20 protein-coding genes and 1 pseudogene are annotated in these 16,457 nt (G+C 33.4%); 1 reads left to right on the forward strand and 20 read right to left on the reverse strand.

All coding sequences use genetic code 11. The features are described 5' to 3' along the window. Positions 1-31 precede the first annotated feature (31 nt). The 20 genes and pseudogenes from AC4BB5_RS12805 to AC4BB5_RS12900 all read right to left on the reverse strand — a co-directional run bounded on the left by AC4BB5_RS12805 (position 32) and on the right by AC4BB5_RS12900 (position 13,966). The gene (locus tag AC4BB5_RS12805; protein WP_490456507.1) at positions 32-1,642 is read right to left on the reverse strand and encodes an FRG domain-containing protein; all 1,611 of its coding nucleotides are present in this window, start codon (positions 1,640-1,642) and stop codon (positions 32-34) included. Positions 1,643-1,819: 177 nt separating this feature from the next. Further along, positions 1,820-2,233, reverse strand: coding sequence for a hypothetical protein (locus tag AC4BB5_RS12810; RefSeq protein ID WP_490456508.1), 414 nt, complete (start codon positions 2,231-2,233; stop codon positions 1,820-1,822). A 20-nt stretch (positions 2,234-2,253) separates the two neighbouring features. Continuing rightward, complete coding sequence (locus tag AC4BB5_RS12815) at positions 2,254-2,694, reverse strand: hypothetical protein (protein ID WP_490456509.1); 441 nt, start codon at positions 2,692-2,694, stop codon at positions 2,254-2,256. Positions 2,695-2,954: 260 nt separating this feature from the next. Further along, positions 2,955-3,206 (reverse strand): DUF8617 domain-containing protein, encoded by a 252-nt coding sequence (locus tag AC4BB5_RS12820; RefSeq protein ID WP_490456510.1) that lies wholly within the window; start codon positions 3,204-3,206, stop codon positions 2,955-2,957. Between the two features lie 90 nt (positions 3,207-3,296). Continuing rightward, complete coding sequence (locus tag AC4BB5_RS12825) at positions 3,297-3,755, reverse strand: YrhA family protein (protein WP_490456511.1); 459 nt, start codon at positions 3,753-3,755, stop codon at positions 3,297-3,299. 53 nt (positions 3,756-3,808) lie between these two features. Continuing rightward, a pseudogene (locus AC4BB5_RS12830) lies at positions 3,809-3,946 on the reverse strand (YxiG family protein); the annotation flags it as partial. Positions 3,947-4,008: 62 nt separating this feature from the next. Then, complete coding sequence (locus AC4BB5_RS12835) at positions 4,009-4,404, reverse strand: pentapeptide repeat-containing protein (protein ID WP_490456512.1); 396 nt, start codon at positions 4,402-4,404, stop codon at positions 4,009-4,011. Positions 4,405-4,425: 21 nt separating this feature from the next. After that, on the reverse strand, positions 4,426-4,560 hold the full coding sequence (locus tag AC4BB5_RS12840; RefSeq protein WP_490456513.1) for a pentapeptide repeat-containing protein: 135 nt from the start codon (positions 4,558-4,560) through the stop codon (positions 4,426-4,428). Positions 4,561-4,855: 295 nt separating this feature from the next. Then, positions 4,856-5,098 (reverse strand): hypothetical protein, encoded by a 243-nt coding sequence (locus AC4BB5_RS12845; RefSeq protein ID WP_490456514.1) that lies wholly within the window; start codon positions 5,096-5,098, stop codon positions 4,856-4,858. 210 nt (positions 5,099-5,308) lie between these two features. After that, a complete protein-coding gene (locus tag AC4BB5_RS12850; protein ID WP_490456515.1) occupies positions 5,309-5,755 on the reverse strand; it encodes a hypothetical protein in 447 nt (148 codons plus the stop codon). A 23-nt stretch (positions 5,756-5,778) separates the two neighbouring features. Then, positions 5,779-7,161: a T7SS effector LXG polymorphic toxin gene (locus tag AC4BB5_RS12855; protein ID WP_490456516.1), complete on the reverse strand. Its 1,383-nt coding sequence runs from the start codon at positions 7,159-7,161 to the stop codon at positions 5,779-5,781. Next, entirely contained in the window at positions 7,148-7,519 is a 372-nt protein-coding gene (locus tag AC4BB5_RS12860; RefSeq protein ID WP_490456517.1) for a hypothetical protein, read from the reverse strand. The genes AC4BB5_RS12855 and AC4BB5_RS12860 overlap by 14 nt, the downstream gene beginning before the upstream one ends. Further along, on the reverse strand, positions 7,520-7,774 hold the full coding sequence (locus AC4BB5_RS12865; RefSeq protein ID WP_490456518.1) for a DUF3130 family protein: 255 nt from the start codon (positions 7,772-7,774) through the stop codon (positions 7,520-7,522). A gap of 247 nt (positions 7,775-8,021) precedes the next feature. Further along, positions 8,022-8,150, reverse strand: coding sequence for a type II toxin-antitoxin system RelE family toxin (locus tag AC4BB5_RS12870; protein ID WP_490456519.1), 129 nt, complete (start codon positions 8,148-8,150; stop codon positions 8,022-8,024). Between the two features lie 210 nt (positions 8,151-8,360). Then, the gene (locus tag AC4BB5_RS12875; protein WP_490456520.1) at positions 8,361-8,570 is read right to left on the reverse strand and encodes a helix-turn-helix transcriptional regulator; all 210 of its coding nucleotides are present in this window, start codon (positions 8,568-8,570) and stop codon (positions 8,361-8,363) included. 466 nt (positions 8,571-9,036) lie between these two features. After that, positions 9,037-9,393 carry a DUF2200 domain-containing protein gene (locus tag AC4BB5_RS12880; RefSeq protein ID WP_490456521.1) on the reverse strand — a complete coding sequence of 119 codons (357 nt, stop codon included), beginning with the start codon at positions 9,391-9,393 and terminating at the stop codon, positions 9,037-9,039. Between the two features lie 190 nt (positions 9,394-9,583). After that, positions 9,584-10,753 (reverse strand): M20 metallopeptidase family protein, encoded by a 1,170-nt coding sequence (locus AC4BB5_RS12885; protein ID WP_490456522.1) that lies wholly within the window; start codon positions 10,751-10,753, stop codon positions 9,584-9,586. 25 nt (positions 10,754-10,778) lie between these two features. Then, on the reverse strand, positions 10,779-11,978 hold the full coding sequence (locus AC4BB5_RS12890) for an MFS transporter (RefSeq protein ID WP_490456523.1): 1,200 nt from the start codon (positions 11,976-11,978) through the stop codon (positions 10,779-10,781). A gap of 644 nt (positions 11,979-12,622) precedes the next feature. After that, positions 12,623-12,931 carry a hypothetical protein gene (locus AC4BB5_RS12895; RefSeq protein ID WP_490456524.1) on the reverse strand — a complete coding sequence of 103 codons (309 nt, stop codon included), beginning with the start codon at positions 12,929-12,931 and terminating at the stop codon, positions 12,623-12,625. 102 nt (positions 12,932-13,033) lie between these two features. Then, positions 13,034-13,966 carry a helix-turn-helix transcriptional regulator gene (locus AC4BB5_RS12900; RefSeq protein ID WP_490456525.1) on the reverse strand — a complete coding sequence of 311 codons (933 nt, stop codon included), beginning with the start codon at positions 13,964-13,966 and terminating at the stop codon, positions 13,034-13,036. A 76-nt stretch (positions 13,967-14,042) separates the two neighbouring features. On the opposite strand from AC4BB5_RS12900, the gene AC4BB5_RS12905 reads away from it, so the two are divergent. Continuing rightward, positions 14,043-16,268: an ATP-binding cassette domain-containing protein gene (locus tag AC4BB5_RS12905; RefSeq protein WP_490456526.1), complete on the forward strand. Its 2,226-nt coding sequence runs from the start codon at positions 14,043-14,045 to the stop codon at positions 16,266-16,268. The last annotated feature ends 189 nt before the right edge of the window (positions 16,269-16,457 follow it).

Here is a 16,457-nt window from a genome sequence, read left to right on the forward strand (position 1 = left end):
ATTATAACAATTCTTCCTTAAATAAAATAGCTTAGTCAATATACTCTTCTTTTAAGTATTCTGCTACTTTATCAATTTCAGGATAAACCGTTGCTTTGTTTAACCCAAATAGATTCAACGTTTCTCGTAATGACTTTTTATCACTACTTTTAATCGCTAAAACAACTTTTTTCCCTTTTCCAGCCCTAAGCTGATTAATATCTTCATTTTCAAACATATTCAATGAACAAGCAATGAATGCTCCATCTTGTTGAATAATTCGTTTATTGTCTTTTGTTGGAAGCACAATATAATTGTTGCATAAATCTTCTTTGATTATTTTCGGTGAAAAAGCTGACTTCTCTGACAGAACCTCATGAATTAATCTTTGAACAGCCTCATCTTCATTAAAATCTTCAATAGTGCGATCAATAAACGAAGAAGCTAACAAAGCAATTTTTTGTTTAAATGTAATATCAAAGAATGCCAATGAACAAATCAACGCAACCGTATCACTTCTAGTATATTTAGGGTTGGGTTCATGGAAAACAACAACTTCCCCATCCACTCCTTCATTAGATGCACTTTTTTCAACTGCAAAATATAAACCCATTAAGGCATTTCTACTAATATCCAATAAACGGGTTGGGATACTATAATGCTGCATTTTCTTCAAACGATCTAGATGAGTCAAACAATGTTCATATTCATCAGGATTTCTGATTTGGGATTCTTCACAAAGGATTTTTTCATTCTTAAAAAATTTCCCACGATAAATAGATGGTTCAAGGATATAATTGATATTTGTATGACCTCGATAGTATAAATCTTTACCTTTTAATTCTTTCGTTTTTTGAAATAGATACTTTGTCACAGAGTCTTCATCATTTGTTGATTGAATTGTTTGATCAATGTCTTCTATTTCTCTTCTATAATCTTCTAGTGTTTCAATAAATTTTATCTGAACTAAATCAGAGAAAAAAAGATAATCTGTTTGAGCATCCAATATAATCTCTTCACTAATTAAAAATGAAGAATCTTTGTTAAATTTATCTATGATCTTATCTGTTATATCATCATACGTTAAACCTACATCATGTAAACTTATTCTATCTACAATAGACATAATTCTATTCTCTAAAAAATCTCGTTTAAATATATTTGAAATATAATCATACTCTTCTATTTTTGATAGTTGATATTTAAAATTAAGTTTTAAGAAGGGAAACAGATTGTTTTTTCCGACTTCAACAATCGGAATTCTAAGTTCCAAAGGTTCTTTTTGGAAACTAGGAGCTCCTGCCAACTCACCAATTAAACTACGTTTTTGTTCTAATAGATTAAAATAAGAAAATATTATAGTAACTAATGCTTCTATATCAGAAATAGTCAATTCTTGAACAATAAGTCCCTTATCTACTTGTTTTAATTTTTGAATTAACTCATCAACATTTTCTATTTTTCTCTCATTTAAAACTTTTCTAATTTCCTCTTTAACGCTTTTATTAGTCGCATAATTTTTCTTTGTTAGTTTTCTAAGAGTTTCTCCTATTGCTACGTATTTATCTTTTATAAGCTTTTCAAAAAATAACTTATAAAAACTTTCCAATAATATTTCACTTTCCAAAATATAATTTTTTATTTTTCTAATATCATCATTCATAAATTTCCCACCTTTTTTATTAAAGGATTTGTCTATACAATAAGAAATATCCATCTTACATTATACTCTATTCTGAAATAAAAATCGTTCATTTTTGCTAAATTTATTTATAGTTACTACTATTTTATATAAAGAAGACAGAGCATCATTTCAGTACTCTGTCTTCTCACATATTTTTTAGTTCATATATTCATCTTTCCACACAGAATTACCCTTAATATACTTATACAAATTGGGAATATCTTCAATAGCATCTTCACATATCTTTCTAAAAGTCTCTTCTAAAAAATATTCTTCTTGTGAAGGAAACTCCTCTTTATCAAACTGATCCTTATAATATTGATACATTACCTTTGGAGACAAACTATAATTTATATTTTTCCTTCCAAAAAAATCTTCTATAATTGTCCATTCTAAGTTACCAGAAAAAGTCTCTATACATTCTTTGAACTCTTCGTAAGCTTCTAATTTAACATCATCTGAGAAACGGAATACCAATCCTGGAATTTTATAATATATATCGTCTGAAAAATACATTTTATACTTTAATTGCCTCATCGAAAAATTATCTTTAAGATAATCTGCAATCATTCTTTCATTGCTCATCTGTTTTACAACTCACTTCCTAAGACCATACCCTTAATAGCAATTAATTCAGAATTAAATAAGTAAAAAACAAGATTTTGAGAAATAATTTTCATATCATATTCTTTTGTATTGGTAAAATATAGTACAAAATAGTCATCATCCGCAAACACTAAAACTTCATTACACCTGATTTCTTCGTTGATGTTAATTATTGGAAAACCATTCTGCTCTCTAACAATTTTACTGGAAATCAAAGTAATTTCATCGTTTACTTGTTCTGGGAATATACATTCTATTTCTCCCAAGCCCCCTTCCTCATTGATCCACATCATTACGCTCTGCTCAATACGGTACGGAGTAAAATTATCATCCATTTTCTCCGTTAAAATATCAAAATTTCCTATAGATTTATCGAAACTATTTTTAATTTTTATTGTACTACAAACTACTTCATTTATTTTCACTAGCACTCCTCATTAACTATTTAGTTATGCCATCATATCTTATTTAATCTTACTTACATTCCTCTTACATATAGTTAATCTTGTTTTTGATACATTCGATGGTTATTTACTAACTAACGCAATCTCAATAACTTCACAATTATTAATTGAATTACAAACCGTTTTCAATAGCTATTTGTAAGTTTATTGAGAAGTTAGGACCTGCTATCCAAAACTTAATCACTTGATTACCAATCTTGTAATATAATCCATTTTATTCTTTAATCACTATCAGGCACTTCTTCTTCCAATCTATAAATGGCTATTTTCCCTTCTTTAAAATAATGAAGTCTTCCACATACCCTACATTCCCAAATAGAACCTGAAGGCATTTTATCGACAAGCTCCTCTACAGTTTTTGGATTTGATTCTAGCACATCGTAATATTCCTTCTCAGGAAAAACCATTAATGGATTTGTTGTCTCTAAGGTTTCATCATTGAGCATGTTTCCGCATAAACATCTTATTTTCATAGTAAAACTACTCCTCACATTTATGGACTAATGTTTTAGTATTTTTCCGTAGATAGTTAAGCTTAATAAATTTGCATTAATAGTTAAAAATTATTCTAAAGCATTTTTCAACATTTTCTCAAGCAATTCTTCAATAGTATTGAATCTTTCAATCATCTCGCCAGAAGGATTATCAAGTTCACAAAACATGTTTGAAGACTTTTCGTAAACAAACCAGCTAATATTTGATTCTCCTAAAAAAATAAATTGTTTGTTCATTTCAACTTCATACCATATTTTATTGTATTCAATTAATCCATATATACTCTGTTCGATGCCATCATCACTGTCTAGTAAGTATTCATCAGTACCATATAAAATTGTTCCATTGAATTCTAAACCATTAATTTCTTTTAACACATCGGTGAAATTAACTGGAAACCTAAATGCAAACTCAGTTAAACTTTTTTCATTTAAACTTGATAATTCATTATCAGTTACGCCTCGATTTACAAGTTCTTCATAGTTCTTTTTTTCTCTTATTATATCTTTCAGTAACTTCTTCCACATTTATATTATCCTTATCTTTCGATGGAAAACATCTTTTTCTCTCATCTGTCGTATTATTTATAAAATGTGCTTATGTTCGAGAATTCAATGCTATAGTTTGTTGTTACTTCGTTTTCTAACAGCTCTAATTCCATCAACAACTTATTTTCTAACACGTCGAAATAGAACCAATTTATCTTAGATTCAAATAATTCAGCTAGCTGTTAGTAGATAGTCATTATTAGAAGCATTCCTAATTATCTAAAGTCACAAATTATCTATCATTACAATCCAATAACCAATTACACGCTTCCTCATTCTCCAATATAACAGGTTCATCTAACGAACCAATATTAATCGATTCCACCATCGCTTTATCTAAATTAATAATATTTTTAAGCACTACACCTTTAAAAATCGTCTCTTCAATATTTACAAGTTCAAAATCAACATTGGCGAGTGTAGCATGACTAAAATCTGCCTCCCTTAAATCACTAGCAATAAAGCTACTATCCTTAATTGTAGAAAATGAGAAATCTGATTCTGGTAAATCTGCCTTTAGAAAATTAGTATTGTCAATTTTGGCTTGTTTAAAAAAAACAAAATCTGCTTTGGCCTTAGCAAAATTAGTATTAATTATATTAGTTTTCTTAAAACTAGAAGAGTACAATTCTGTTCTAAAAAAATCTGTTCATTTGATGATCATCCCATCAAAAACGCATTCTGTTAAACTCGCTTCTGTCAAATCAACACTTTCTAGATTACTTTTTTCAAAATTAGCTTTATCTAAGATAAGTTCGATTCCTTCTCTGCCTAAAGACTTCACATATAGACTGTGTAATTTTAACTGTTCATTTATAGTTGTTTTAATGAATTATATCCTCCTATGAAAAATCGGCTATTTTTTTAATACCGATACACATTATTCATTTATCCGTTTTTGGTATTCATCTTTCCACGCGAAATTATCCTTAATATACTTATACAAATTGGGAATATCTTCAATAGCATCTTCACATATCTTTCTAAAAGTCTCTTCTAAAAAGTATTCTTCCTGTGAAGGAAATTCTTCTTTATCAAACTGATCCTTACAATATTGATACATTACTTTTGGGGATAAACTATAATTTATATTTTTCCTCCCAAAAAAATCTTTTATGACCGTCCATTTCTAAATTCCCAGAAAATGATTCAACACATCTCTTTAATTCATCGCATGCTATTGAATCTACATTATCTTGAAAACGAAAGACTAATTCAGGAATTTTTAAATACTTATTATGATTCAAATACATCTCGTATCTCAAGTGTTTTGTAGGAAAATTCTCTTTAAAATAATCAGCTATTAATGTTTCATTGTTCATTTTAAATTTACTCCGTTGCGTTATTTAATTTTTATTCCACCTTGGTTCAACTTTTCTAGCATTTTAAAATAGTCATCTTCTAATATAGGGATATCAATATATCTTGGATCATAGATATACTTTCCATCTGAAAAAAATTGATGATAATCAAATAATCTAGTGTCCACCGAATTCTAATACTTTTAATTTATCAAATCATTAGTATTACCATTATTTATTCTCAATATTTATCAGCTGCATATTTTCTTCATCCACAGGTTCGTAACCAAAAACAATTGATTTATAGTTAATTTCATTTGTTATTTGTTTTAATTTTTCCTTTACTAATTCAATTTTCTTTTCTTCAGTTAGATCGTTCTTTTCCCAATTAGCTTCAGAAAAATTAAGTGTCATATCTCCAAAAACTTCATCAAAAGAAATAATGATTAACACATCTGTAACTTCTATTCCTAAGTCTAGTCTACTAATTAAAATATTACATGTTCCTGACGTTTTAAAGTAATTAGTGAAACTTGAAATATCAGCGTATTCAACATCGGCATTATCCAAAAAGAAATGAGAGTTTTTTATATTGTGCTCATCAAATTTTAGAAACTTAAAAATTGTATCAATATCCCTTACTCTAATATCTTCAAAAATCAATTCTAAATTTTCCATATAAATTTATTCTCCTATTTAAATTAATCAATAAATCCTTTAAAAGTTCCGTCCATGTTCAACCGTATGCCTCGTCCATCCGGCAACCATTTTTCTAAAAAATTAACGCCATTTTTTGCTTTGGCGATTTTAAACTCTCCTTGCGCATTCATTATTTCATTAAGATGATTCATAGCAGTCTTATTTATTTGCTCAGAATTTCCCTTTACACCACCCCAAATACTAGGATTTCTCCCAGCATGTTTTTGTAGTGCATGTCCAACAACTGTCTCCCCACCTCGTTTAGGTAGAGTAGCTGTTTCTGTCACTTTAGCAAAATCGACATTTATTTTACTAACCTCACTACCCTTCTCCACTATCTTAACCCGTTCACCAGATCTTTCCAAATCCCTTAACATATCCAACTCTTTGGCAGTCAGCTTCACACCATCTAACAAGTGATCCCCATTTTTCATCAACTTCGCTGCCCTAATAACGTCCTTCACCTTATCAACCGGCATAACTGCCAGAATAAGAAAAATACTCGACTTCACTTTTTGCCCAGTACTTGATCCATCATCCAGCAAAACTTCCACATCATCTAAATTAAGCAACATCTTGATTGTTTCAGGTCCAAGCTTCATCAGCATTTCCCAATCTTGTTTCCCCAACAACTTATTATAATCAAGTGTTCGTCCTTCATCCAGTTTTCCATTTTTATAAATCGCAAACTGCTTGCCATCATGATCTTCATGAATCACAACGATCTCATAACGGTCCTCTTTATTCTTCTCATTAAATGCTTGAATATTTTTAAACCAGTCTTGGTCTTTCCATGAAATTTTCTTATAACCATCGACACCGCCAATAAAATTTCCTGCGTTTCCCAGCACTGCTAAGCCTTGTTCAATCGAAGAAATCACGGTTTGAACCTCTGAAAAATCACTTCCGTGTGCGGCTTCAAAGGTTTGATACTTTTCTAAAATCTCAATTTCTTTCCCTTTGCCTAGCATACTTCGCTCCATGAAAAACTGGTTGATAAACGGGACATTTTCAAAAGCTTTCGCAGCGGCTTCCATTAAAATATCATTCTCAGCTTGTAGGCTTCTTAATTCTGATTTTAATCGTTCTAAATGATCTGTATCCAACTGATTTTCAGCTGCACCGACTTCAGATGTAAAAGCCGAGACATATTCAGTTGTTGCATCATCCACTTCATAGAGTGCATTAAAGATCGCATCTGACACCGTTGTATAACCGTCAAAATAATCTCTTGAAGAATCCCAGCCTGTACCTGATAATTCTTTCGCTCCTTTAAATTGTTGCTGCGCTTGATCGAATGATTTAAACTGGCTGACGATTTTTAGTCGTTGTGTGGTGATTTCACTTGATAATTCAGCCCATTCGCTATAATCAATTTTCGGCATCTTGTTCCTCCTCTTCTTTTCGTTGAAGGAGGATGAGGTCTTCTTGCAACTGCTCTTGTTTTCTTTGTTCTGATTTGCTTAGTATATGTAACTCCTCTTGTCCTTCCTCGAAATGGCGCATGATTGAATGCTGTTCTTGTTCTAAATCCTCTAAATCGATCGTTGCTGAACGTTCTGCATGTGTTCCTTTGCTGTAATAGAGAATTTCATTTAAGACTTCTCTTTGTCGTTGATGTAAACGAGCAATATCCTGTATAAGATGTGTTGCTTCATTTTCTTTCTTTTTCAAGTCTCTCACACGATCTTCTACTTTATCTGCCTGCCACCGCAATTTTCTTTTCTTGTCCTCAATCATCATCTAGCCTTTCCCTCTTTCTGCTTTTTCAATCGCTTGATGGATCGTCATCAGTTTTTGCACATCACTAGATGCATAGCTTTCAAAGTTTCTAATACTTGAAGCTAACGAGGATAAACTGCTCTTTAGTCCAGAAGCAGCCGAACTTTGAGAAAAGGAAAATGATTTTTTCGGTGAAAAAGAAACATCTGATAAACTGTTAGTAAATTTATTCGTAATCTCACTAACAACGCCCTGATCTGTACTGATTTTTGTCATCTAAAAACTCCTTTTTAATTTTTGATTATACAATACAATCTTATCATCAACGAATTAGTCAAAAAAGAGAAAAAAATGACTATTTAACCATATTATTTTACTATTTGACTTTAATAACCATTATCACATAAAAAATGATTTTTTTATTTTCATCTACAAATGTTAATAATTTCAAAACAAAAAAAGTCTACATGTAAAATCAACAACTCTTACAGGTAGACTCTCTTTTTACATAAAGATAATTCAATTATTTATAAACTTTACTTCTATGTCGAACTTCTAAAGCAAGGACACTCAACTTAACATCTTCGATTTTGCAAATTATACGATAATTCCCAACTCGATAACGCCATTTCCTTGAATAGATTCCAAACAAAGCCTTACCTCTACTTTTGAGGTAGGTTGCTCCTTTAATCTTTTTGGTTCACTAGTTTAAAATCGTTCGACTATCAAATTTGTCAGTTGGCAATACTCTATAGTTCATTGGACGAGTCTTGGGATTTTTCAACTATTCTTCGTGCGCTGTCTCTCAACCTTCCTCGATTTATTTATACTCAATTGTACCATGACTCTAGCAACGAACCTTTTAACCATCAAAATCTTCTCCTTTTAAAATTTCATCAAGTGAAAAATCAAAAAAGAAACTTAGTTCGACTAACGTATCGATATTCGGATACGATTTTTCATTTTCCCAACGCGAGACCGTTTGTCTCGTTACATGAAATTTAGCAGCAACTTGCTGCTGTGTTAAATTTTTTTGCTCTCTGCGGATTCTCAACAAATTTCCAATCTCCATAACATGTCAGCCTACCTTCAAAACGCTTTTTTATCTATGAAATTTCTTTGTGACTTCATCGATAAAACTACGTGACGGTTTTAGGCAATTCTATTCTCATAATTTGCTCTGTTGAGACATTTTCTTCATCAAAGAAGCTATTTCCTCGATGATCGTAAAAAAAGTGTTCCTTCATGATTACTCCTCCTGTCTGTGTTATCTTAAATATCACACAGTCAGACGAATTTAAAAAGCAATTTTGATGTTACATTGTTGGATATTAATAGAGTATAAGCAGATTTTTGCGATTTTTTGTCGTTTTTTTTATACTTAATTCATTTTTAAAGTAAACAGACCTCATGTTTTGAAAAGAGTTCTTTTGAGGTTATTCTGATGTTTTTAACCATTAGCTTTTGGATCAATAACGGACCAATCAGTTTAAACTAGAGAACTGCTAGCTTAAACTGATTGGTCCGTTTTATTAGGATTATTTTCTTAGTATCTTCTCCATTGCTTTGCCCTTGGCTAATTCATCAATCAGTTTATCCATATAACGAATTTTCTGCATTAACTCATCTTCTATCTCTTCCACACGATAGCCACAGATTACCCCTTTGATTAGGGAAACATTAGGATTTAGTTCGGGTGCTTCTGCAAAAAACGTTTCAAAATTAACTTCTTCATCTATCTGTTTTTGTAGTCCCGCTTTATCATACCCTGTCAGCCAAATAATGATTTCATCGACTTCTGCCTGTGTTCGACCTTTTCTCTCTACTTTTTTGATATATAATGGGTAGACACTAGCAAAAGACATTGTAAATATTTTTGGTTTTTTCGCTTCCATTTTCCTCATCCTTTATTGAGTATTTTATCTTATTATATCTTTTTTTTGATCATTGATACATTTTAATGGTTCAATTCTGTTTTTCATTACTTATTCTCTTCTATTCTGCCAAACTTTCAAGATAAATACTAGCTTTGTTGTAAATAAAAAAAGAACCTCAACACGATTGTTAAAGTTCTTCTTCTATTCTCTATTCTTGTCCTAAAATATCCAAAATAATCTGCGCATGCATGCCAGATCCGACTGGGAAACATTCTTCCATGATTTTGAATTTTGGATGATGATTCATATAGCCACAACCTTCAGCCGCTGTTCCGCCCCCCAAAATAAAGAATGATCCTGGCTTAACATCTGTGTAGGCAGAAAAATCTTCGCCACCCATCATTTTAGGTGCTTCAAACATCCGCTCTTTACCAACAACTTTTTCAGCTACTGCCATAACGATATCTGTTGCATCACTATCGTTATTGACCTCACTATAACCTAGTAAATAATCTAGGTCATACGTCGCATCATACATCTTACAAATACCATCGATAATTCCTTCAATCCGTTTTTTGATGAACATTCGAACTTCTTTATCATTCGTCCGAACCGTACCTTGGATTTGTGCCGTATCAGGAATGACATTCGCTGTTTTTCCTGCGTTAAATTCACCGATCGAAATAACCGCATTATCAAACGGACTAATATTTCTTGACACAATATTATTCAAGTTATTGATAATTTCTACTCCGATCATGATTGGATCAACCGAAAGATCCGGTGTTGAACCATGCGAGCCTTTTCCTTGGATTTTCAATGTAAAGACATCGGATGCCGCACTAGCAGGTCCTTTTCTAGTTCCTACCATCCCAACTGGAATATTCGGCGCGATATGCAGACCGAAAACCATATCTACATCATCCATCACACCCGCTTCAACCAATAATTTTGCACCACCTGGCGGTTCTTCTTCAGCTGGCTGAAAGATAAATTTTACTGTGCCTGCAATTTTATCCTGCATTCCGCTCAAGACTTTAACTGCGCCCAAAAGCATAGCGGTATGTGTGTCATGTCCACAAGCATGCATCACACCAGGATTTTCAGATGGAAAATCTACATCTGATTCTTCCACGATCGGCAGTGCATCGATATCTGCTCTTAACGCAATTGTTTTCCCTGGTTTATTGCCTTTTAAAATAGCGATTACACTATTTTCAGTCAACGAGCTAACCTCTAAGTTAGGAAAATCAGCTAATACTTTTTGAATATATTTAGCAGTTTCTACTTCATGAAAAGATAATTCTGGGTGACGATGTAAATGTCTTCTCCATTTCACCATATCTGCTTGCGGCATTTGTTCTTGAATGTTTGTCATTGTTGTTCCTCCTTTTAGTTTAAAACTATTTTTGTTTAATGAACATGATCGTCACAGCTGTCAACAAACCAACAACTAAAAAGAAAATAAAGGTCGAAATATACTGCCCATTTGACAGTTCAACTAATTTCCCGATAAGTGTCGGTGAAACAAAACCGCCAAGGATTCCACCTGTGGCAAGTGTTCCATAACTTGGTGCAAACTTAGCCCCTTCAAATATCCGCAGTGGAATACTCATCATCGTAACAAAAGAGATGATTAAAAAGAAATTCGCTAGACCCATCACGATTGATAGTAAAACTAGATTCCCAATATAATAAGATCCAAATGCAGAAAGTGCTCCTAAGATGGCCGTAATCGCAACAACTGCTTTTTCTTTATGTTGGAAAAATTTCCCCACAACATAGCTTCCGCCAATTGAACCAATCAGCATGAACAAGCCACCTACACTGCTGATTACAGCGGCACCATTTAGATCCAAACCGCGTTCCCCCGTTAAGAAACTAGGCACCCAACTTGAAAGTCCATATAACAAACAGTTGATGAAAAATGAACTTAGAAATAAAATCCAAACTCGAATATCTGACCAAATCACCAAAATAGAGATCTTATCCGTTTTGGTTGCAATCGCCTCTACTTTTTCTTTCATTTTTTCATTCCTAGGAATAGCGACAATGAGAAAAATAGCAATCGCAGCAGCTAAAACAGTTAGAATCATATAAGCATTTTTCCAACCGGCATTTGTGATGATCGGTGATAATGCCAATGGTCCAATAAAGCCCGCTACACCAGAAGATGACAGCAGAATCCCTTGAGCAAAAGTCCGTTTTTCCGGCGGAAAATTCATCGTAACTTCTTTACTTGCAGATGACGCGTAACCTGAGTGCGCTAACAACCCAGTTAAAAATCGCAACGACATAAACATGATCAAGGATGTTCCAAAACCAAATAAGAATGAAAATACCCCCATTCCTAAAACTGAACCAATCAATACAATTCTAGAACCGACTTTATTGATGACCAATCCCATGGGAATCTGCATGATTGCATATCCTAAGAAAAAAGCACTCATGATCATCCCTTTCGCTGCTGGTTCCAATCCAAATTCAGTTGAAATCGGGATTAGAGAATACCCCACTGAAAGCTTGTCGATGTAAACCATTGTGTAACCTAAAAAAAGCGCAATTAATAACAACCCAGTTTTCTTTGTTCCATTTTTTTCCATAAGACCTCCTAATTTAAAAGCGGAATGAGCCGTTCAGCATCGATGAAAAATAGGAAAATATAACTGAGGTGCTCTTTACCTCATTTATATTTTATCTTTTTTCCGAGATGCTGACTCATGCAGCTAGATAACAATAGAAGCGGAGCAAGCCCGTCTAGCCTTGACTGAAAAATAGAAAATTATGATTGTGGCGCTCTTTACCTCATTCATAATTCATCTTTTTTCCAAGAGACTAGCCACCCTATCAGCACGAGTACTCCGCTTTACCTGATAAATAAAATAAATGCTATTCATTAAGTATAATCTATAATCGCTCTAAAATGAAGAGGAAAATGAGAGTATTATGAATTTAACATTAGTTTAACCAGATATGAATCTAATAATAAAAAAGCATTAATTCGTAAAAAACAATCCATGCTTTAGAGAAGTCGTTAAATTAAACGGACCATAAACCTAAGAATAGAAACATAAATCCTATAACAAATCCGAAAAGCATTTTCTATTTTCCTGTTCTGATCTTACAATCAAGGGAATAGAAAAACTAGATACACGAGTAAAAGTAAAAAAACATAATATTTAAGGCTTGCTCCATGAAAAATACCCTCTTCCACACTTTTAAACGGAAGACTAGCAATGAATTCTTATTATCTATTAACTAGAGTGAGCAAAATAACATAGATAACAATATAAATCACAGCGGTCATTCCCACGACAAACCAATCCACATTATGAAAAAACTGACTAGGACTCTGTTTCTTTTTCCCTGTTTTTCTTTCTTCTTTATTTTGTGTATACGTGGTCTCAATAATAAAAAAGAGAATATAGATGAAAATCAAATACGTTAAAGTTGATGGTATACGCTCAAATGTGTTAATGATATACAAGTAAATAGTCAAAAAAGTAAGATAGGTCAGCAGTCTTTTGGATACTATTTTATCGACCAATTTTTTCATAAAACTCACTCCTTTTGATTTATTATATACCAAGTACGCACAAAATATCGATTTCTTACAAAGATATCCGTATCCTATATACTTCCTCTCTTTCGTATTTTTTTACGAATAAATCTTACTTAATTCACTTATCTTCTCTTTAAGTAATTCCACTAATTCTCTTGGCGCTGTGACCATCGCTTCTTTTCCCAGTAACAAGAAAAAGTCTGCTGTAAAGTCAATATCCGATTTATCGATCAATAAGGAAAGTTCTGAGCGACGCTTTTTATGCTGATGTACCCCTTTATGTAAGTAACGATTTTCTAGACATTGTTTGACACCGTTCTCCGTCAAATAAGCAAAAAGTTCTAATCCTTCTTTCGGTTCATAATCCTCTTCAATCTGATTTAGTTTAATGAACGTATCAAACGATTCTTCTGTTACCTTCAACTGTTTGATTCGATCTATCCGAAAATGTCGAGGCTCATGTACCTCTTGATCCAACGCAAATAAATACCAAAAACCATTGCTGGCGTATATACCGATCGGGTCTAAAATTTTTTGAGAGATACGTTTCATCGACTGATAATGAACTTTAATCCGTTTATGATCTAAAGAAGCTGTAATTAATTCATTCAAATAAGGTGCAGACACTGCCTGCTTTGGTATAGAAAGTTTAAAATGATCCGACAACTGCATTAGTTTTCGCTTTACTTCTTTTGGCACAACTTCCAGCAGCTTCTCTTTTGCTGTAATCGTATTCACTTTGAAAGGAAAATCTTCATATTCAGCAAGTGATTGGATTGCAAAATACAATGAGAATAATTCCTTTTCTGTAAACAATACCGGCGGTAAAATTTGATTTGGTAAAACAGTAAAACCACCATTACGGCCTTTTTTAGATTCAACATATAAACCCAAATCCGCTAAATCTGAAATATAGCGGTACACACTACGAACAGATAAATGAAATCGATCTGCTAATTCTTGTGCAGTAAATTCTTTTTTATTTTGGATATACCAGAGCATATCGTATAAGAGCGTTTCTTTTTTCATTCGTTACACTTCTTTCTATAAACTGACAATTACTGTCATATTAAAGTATTATACTTAGGATAAAGGAGGAATGATCATGAGTCAAATTAACATTCGTGGCGCCCGTACTAGAAATTTAAAGAACATCGATGTAACAATCAATAAACACAAAATCAGTGCGTTCGTTGGTGTGTCTGGATCAGGAAAATCTTCATTGGTTTTCAACACGATTGCTGCCGAAGCACAACGACAAATGAATGAAACTTATCCCAGTTACATTCGAAATCGCATGCCTCATTTAGAACTGCCTATCGTCGATTCGATCGAACATCTTTCACCTGCTGTTATCATTAATCAAAAAGCCCTAGGTGACAATCGACGTTCAACCGTTGGAACTGCCACAGATATCAACCCTACCTTACGCTTACTTTTTTCAAGATTTGGGCAACCTTTTGTTGGCTTTTCAGATTTATTTTCCTTTAATAGTCCAACTGGTATGTGTAAAACCTGTGAAGGTTTAGGAATCATTACTGAATTTCATTTAGATGCGTTATTGGATTATCAGCGTTCATTAAATCAAGGAGCTATCTGCTTTCCAACTTTCGAGCCTGGGAGCTACCGCTGGAAGCGATATGTAGATTCTGGTTTATTTGATAACGATAAACCATTGAAAGCATTCACTTCAGAAGAAATGACTCTCTTACTTTATTCAAAGGAAATCAAACCGCCAAATCCTCGCATCGGCTGGTATAAATCTGCTACATACGAGGGCTTGATTCCTCGTATTACCCAGACTTTTATTCAAAATCCATCCAAAAGTTATCAGCGTTACTTGCCTGATATTCAACGTATAACGGTTCAAGAAAAATGTCCTACTTGTCAAGGGTATCGTTTAAATCAACAGGCGTTATCTTGTAAAATCAATGGCAAACATATTGGGGAATGTTTGGACATGCAATTAAATGAATTAAGTGATTTTTTGCGTAGTTTAACACAAGTTGGGGTTCAGCAAATATTAGGTGGTGTGTTACAACAGCTTGATCATCTTTGTCAGGTAGGCTTAGATTATCTTGATCTGGCTAGAGAAACTGGAACGCTCTCTGGTGGTGAGTCACAGCGAATCAAGTTAATTCGTTCAATTGGCAGTAGCTTAAGCGATCTGATGTATATTTTTGATGAACCTAGTATTGGCCTACACCCTCAAGATATTCAAGCAATTGGACAGCTGATTCAAACAATCAAGGCCAAAGGAAATACCGTCTTATTGATTGACCATGATCTTGACATCATCCAATTGGCAGATACTGTTTTTGAGTTAGGACCAAAAGCTGGCGTACACGGTGGAGAACTAATCAGTGTAGGAAGTTATGAGCAGTGGGAGGCTAGACAAAAAGAGCAAGAATCTCTCACTCGGAATACTCGACCAAAGTTACCAGATACAACTTTTCAACTAACAAACCTTTCAAAAAATAATGTTAAAAACATTTCTGTACAACTTCCAAAACAACGACTGATTGCGATTACGGGTGTCGCTGGTTCTGGTAAAAGTTCTTTCGCTAAAGCATTACAGGAACAAAGTAGTACAGATATTTTTTATGTCACACAAAAAAGTTTACGGACAAGTCGTCGTTCAACTGTTCTTTCTTTCATCGGTTTATTTGATGAGGTCAGACAATTGTTCAGTCGTAAAAATCATGTTGCTGCTAGTTTGTTTAGCTTTAATGGCAAAGGTGCTTGTCCAATCTGTAAAGGTAAAGGCTTTATTGAAACCGAATTAGCTTTTCTTGATCCAATTCGCAGTGTCTGTGAAGCTTGCCGAGGAAATAAATACCGAAACGAAGTGCTTCATTATACGTATGCTGACAAAAATATTGTTGACGTACTCGCAATGTCTGTTGAAGAAAGTTGTCAATTTTTTTCAGATCAGCCAAAGATCGCGAAACAGTTATTTTGGTTAGATGCGATCGGGTTAGGTTATCTGACCTTAGGACAAACCCTTAATACACTTTCTGGTGGAGAATTGCAGCGCTTAAAATTAGCGAGTAATCTAGAATATCACAATAAAATAATCATTCTAGATGAACCGACAACTGGTTTAAGTACCCAAGATATCCAAGCGTTACTTACCGTTTTTGATGAATTACTTGAAAAGGGAAATACCATTCTCGTGATTGAACATAATATAGAATTGGTTAGACTTGCTGATTGGATGATCGAGTTTGGCCCGGGATCGGGGAAAAAAGGAGGCAAGGTGATTTTTGAAGGGACACCTGCTGATGCGGTCACTGCACACGCTTCTGTTACTGGAAAATTTTTAGCATAATCATATATTAGATATAAAAAAGACAAAGTGAGTGGGACATAACTCTTCGAGTCATATCCCACTCACATGGAATCCAAATAAACGGTGGGAGCAGAAGCACTCCCTTCGGAAATAAGCTGAAATTCACAAAAATTTAAAGAGCAATTTTCGTGAATTCCTTCTTATTTCTCGGGATTAAACACTCCTGTG

Source organism: Enterococcus sp. AMC1252 (assembly GCF_058216515.1).

Bases quoted from the DNA above. Each gene is read 5' to 3' on its own strand.
- AC4BB5_RS12825 (WP_490456511.1), bottom strand. From the start codon at position 3,755: ATGTGGAAGAAGTTACTGAAAGATATAATAAGAGAAAAAAAGAACTAT.
- AC4BB5_RS12905 (WP_490456526.1), top strand. From the start codon at position 14,043: ATGAGTCAAATTAACATTCGTGGCGCCCGTACTAGAAATTTAAAGAAC.
- AC4BB5_RS12810 (WP_490456508.1), bottom strand. From the start codon at position 2,233: ATGATTGCAGATTATCTTAAAGATAATTTTTCGATGAGGCAATTAAAG.
- AC4BB5_RS12850 (WP_490456515.1), bottom strand. From the start codon at position 5,755: ATGGAAAATTTAGAATTGATTTTTGAAGATATTAGAGTAAGGGATATT.
- AC4BB5_RS12845 (WP_490456514.1), bottom strand. From the start codon at position 5,098: ATGAACAATGAAACATTAATAGCTGATTATTTTAAAGAGAATTTTCCT.
- AC4BB5_RS12900 (WP_490456525.1), bottom strand. From the start codon at position 13,966: ATGAAAAAAGAAACGCTCTTATACGATATGCTCTGGTATATCCAAAAT.
- AC4BB5_RS12880 (WP_490456521.1), bottom strand. From the start codon at position 9,393: ATGGAAGCGAAAAAACCAAAAATATTTACAATGTCTTTTGCTAGTGTC.
- AC4BB5_RS12855 (WP_490456516.1), bottom strand. From the start codon at position 7,161: ATGCCGAAAATTGATTATAGCGAATGGGCTGAATTATCAAGTGAAATC.
- AC4BB5_RS12885 (WP_490456522.1), bottom strand. From the start codon at position 10,753: ATGACAAACATTCAAGAACAAATGCCGCAAGCAGATATGGTGAAATGG.
- AC4BB5_RS12875 (WP_490456520.1), bottom strand. From the start codon at position 8,570: ATGGAGATTGGAAATTTGTTGAGAATCCGCAGAGAGCAAAAAAATTTA.
- AC4BB5_RS12890 (WP_490456523.1), bottom strand. From the start codon at position 11,978: ATGGAAAAAAATGGAACAAAGAAAACTGGGTTGTTATTAATTGCGCTT.
- AC4BB5_RS12805 (WP_490456507.1), bottom strand. From the start codon at position 1,642: ATGAATGATGATATTAGAAAAATAAAAAATTATATTTTGGAAAGTGAA.
- AC4BB5_RS12820 (WP_490456510.1), bottom strand. From the start codon at position 3,206: ATGAAAATAAGATGTTTATGCGGAAACATGCTCAATGATGAAACCTTA.
- AC4BB5_RS12865 (WP_490456518.1), bottom strand. From the start codon at position 7,774: ATGACAAAAATCAGTACAGATCAGGGCGTTGTTAGTGAGATTACGAAT.
- AC4BB5_RS12860 (WP_490456517.1), bottom strand. From the start codon at position 7,519: ATGATGATTGAGGACAAGAAAAGAAAATTGCGGTGGCAGGCAGATAAA.
- AC4BB5_RS12895 (WP_490456524.1), bottom strand. From the start codon at position 12,931: ATGAAAAAATTGGTCGATAAAATAGTATCCAAAAGACTGCTGACCTAT.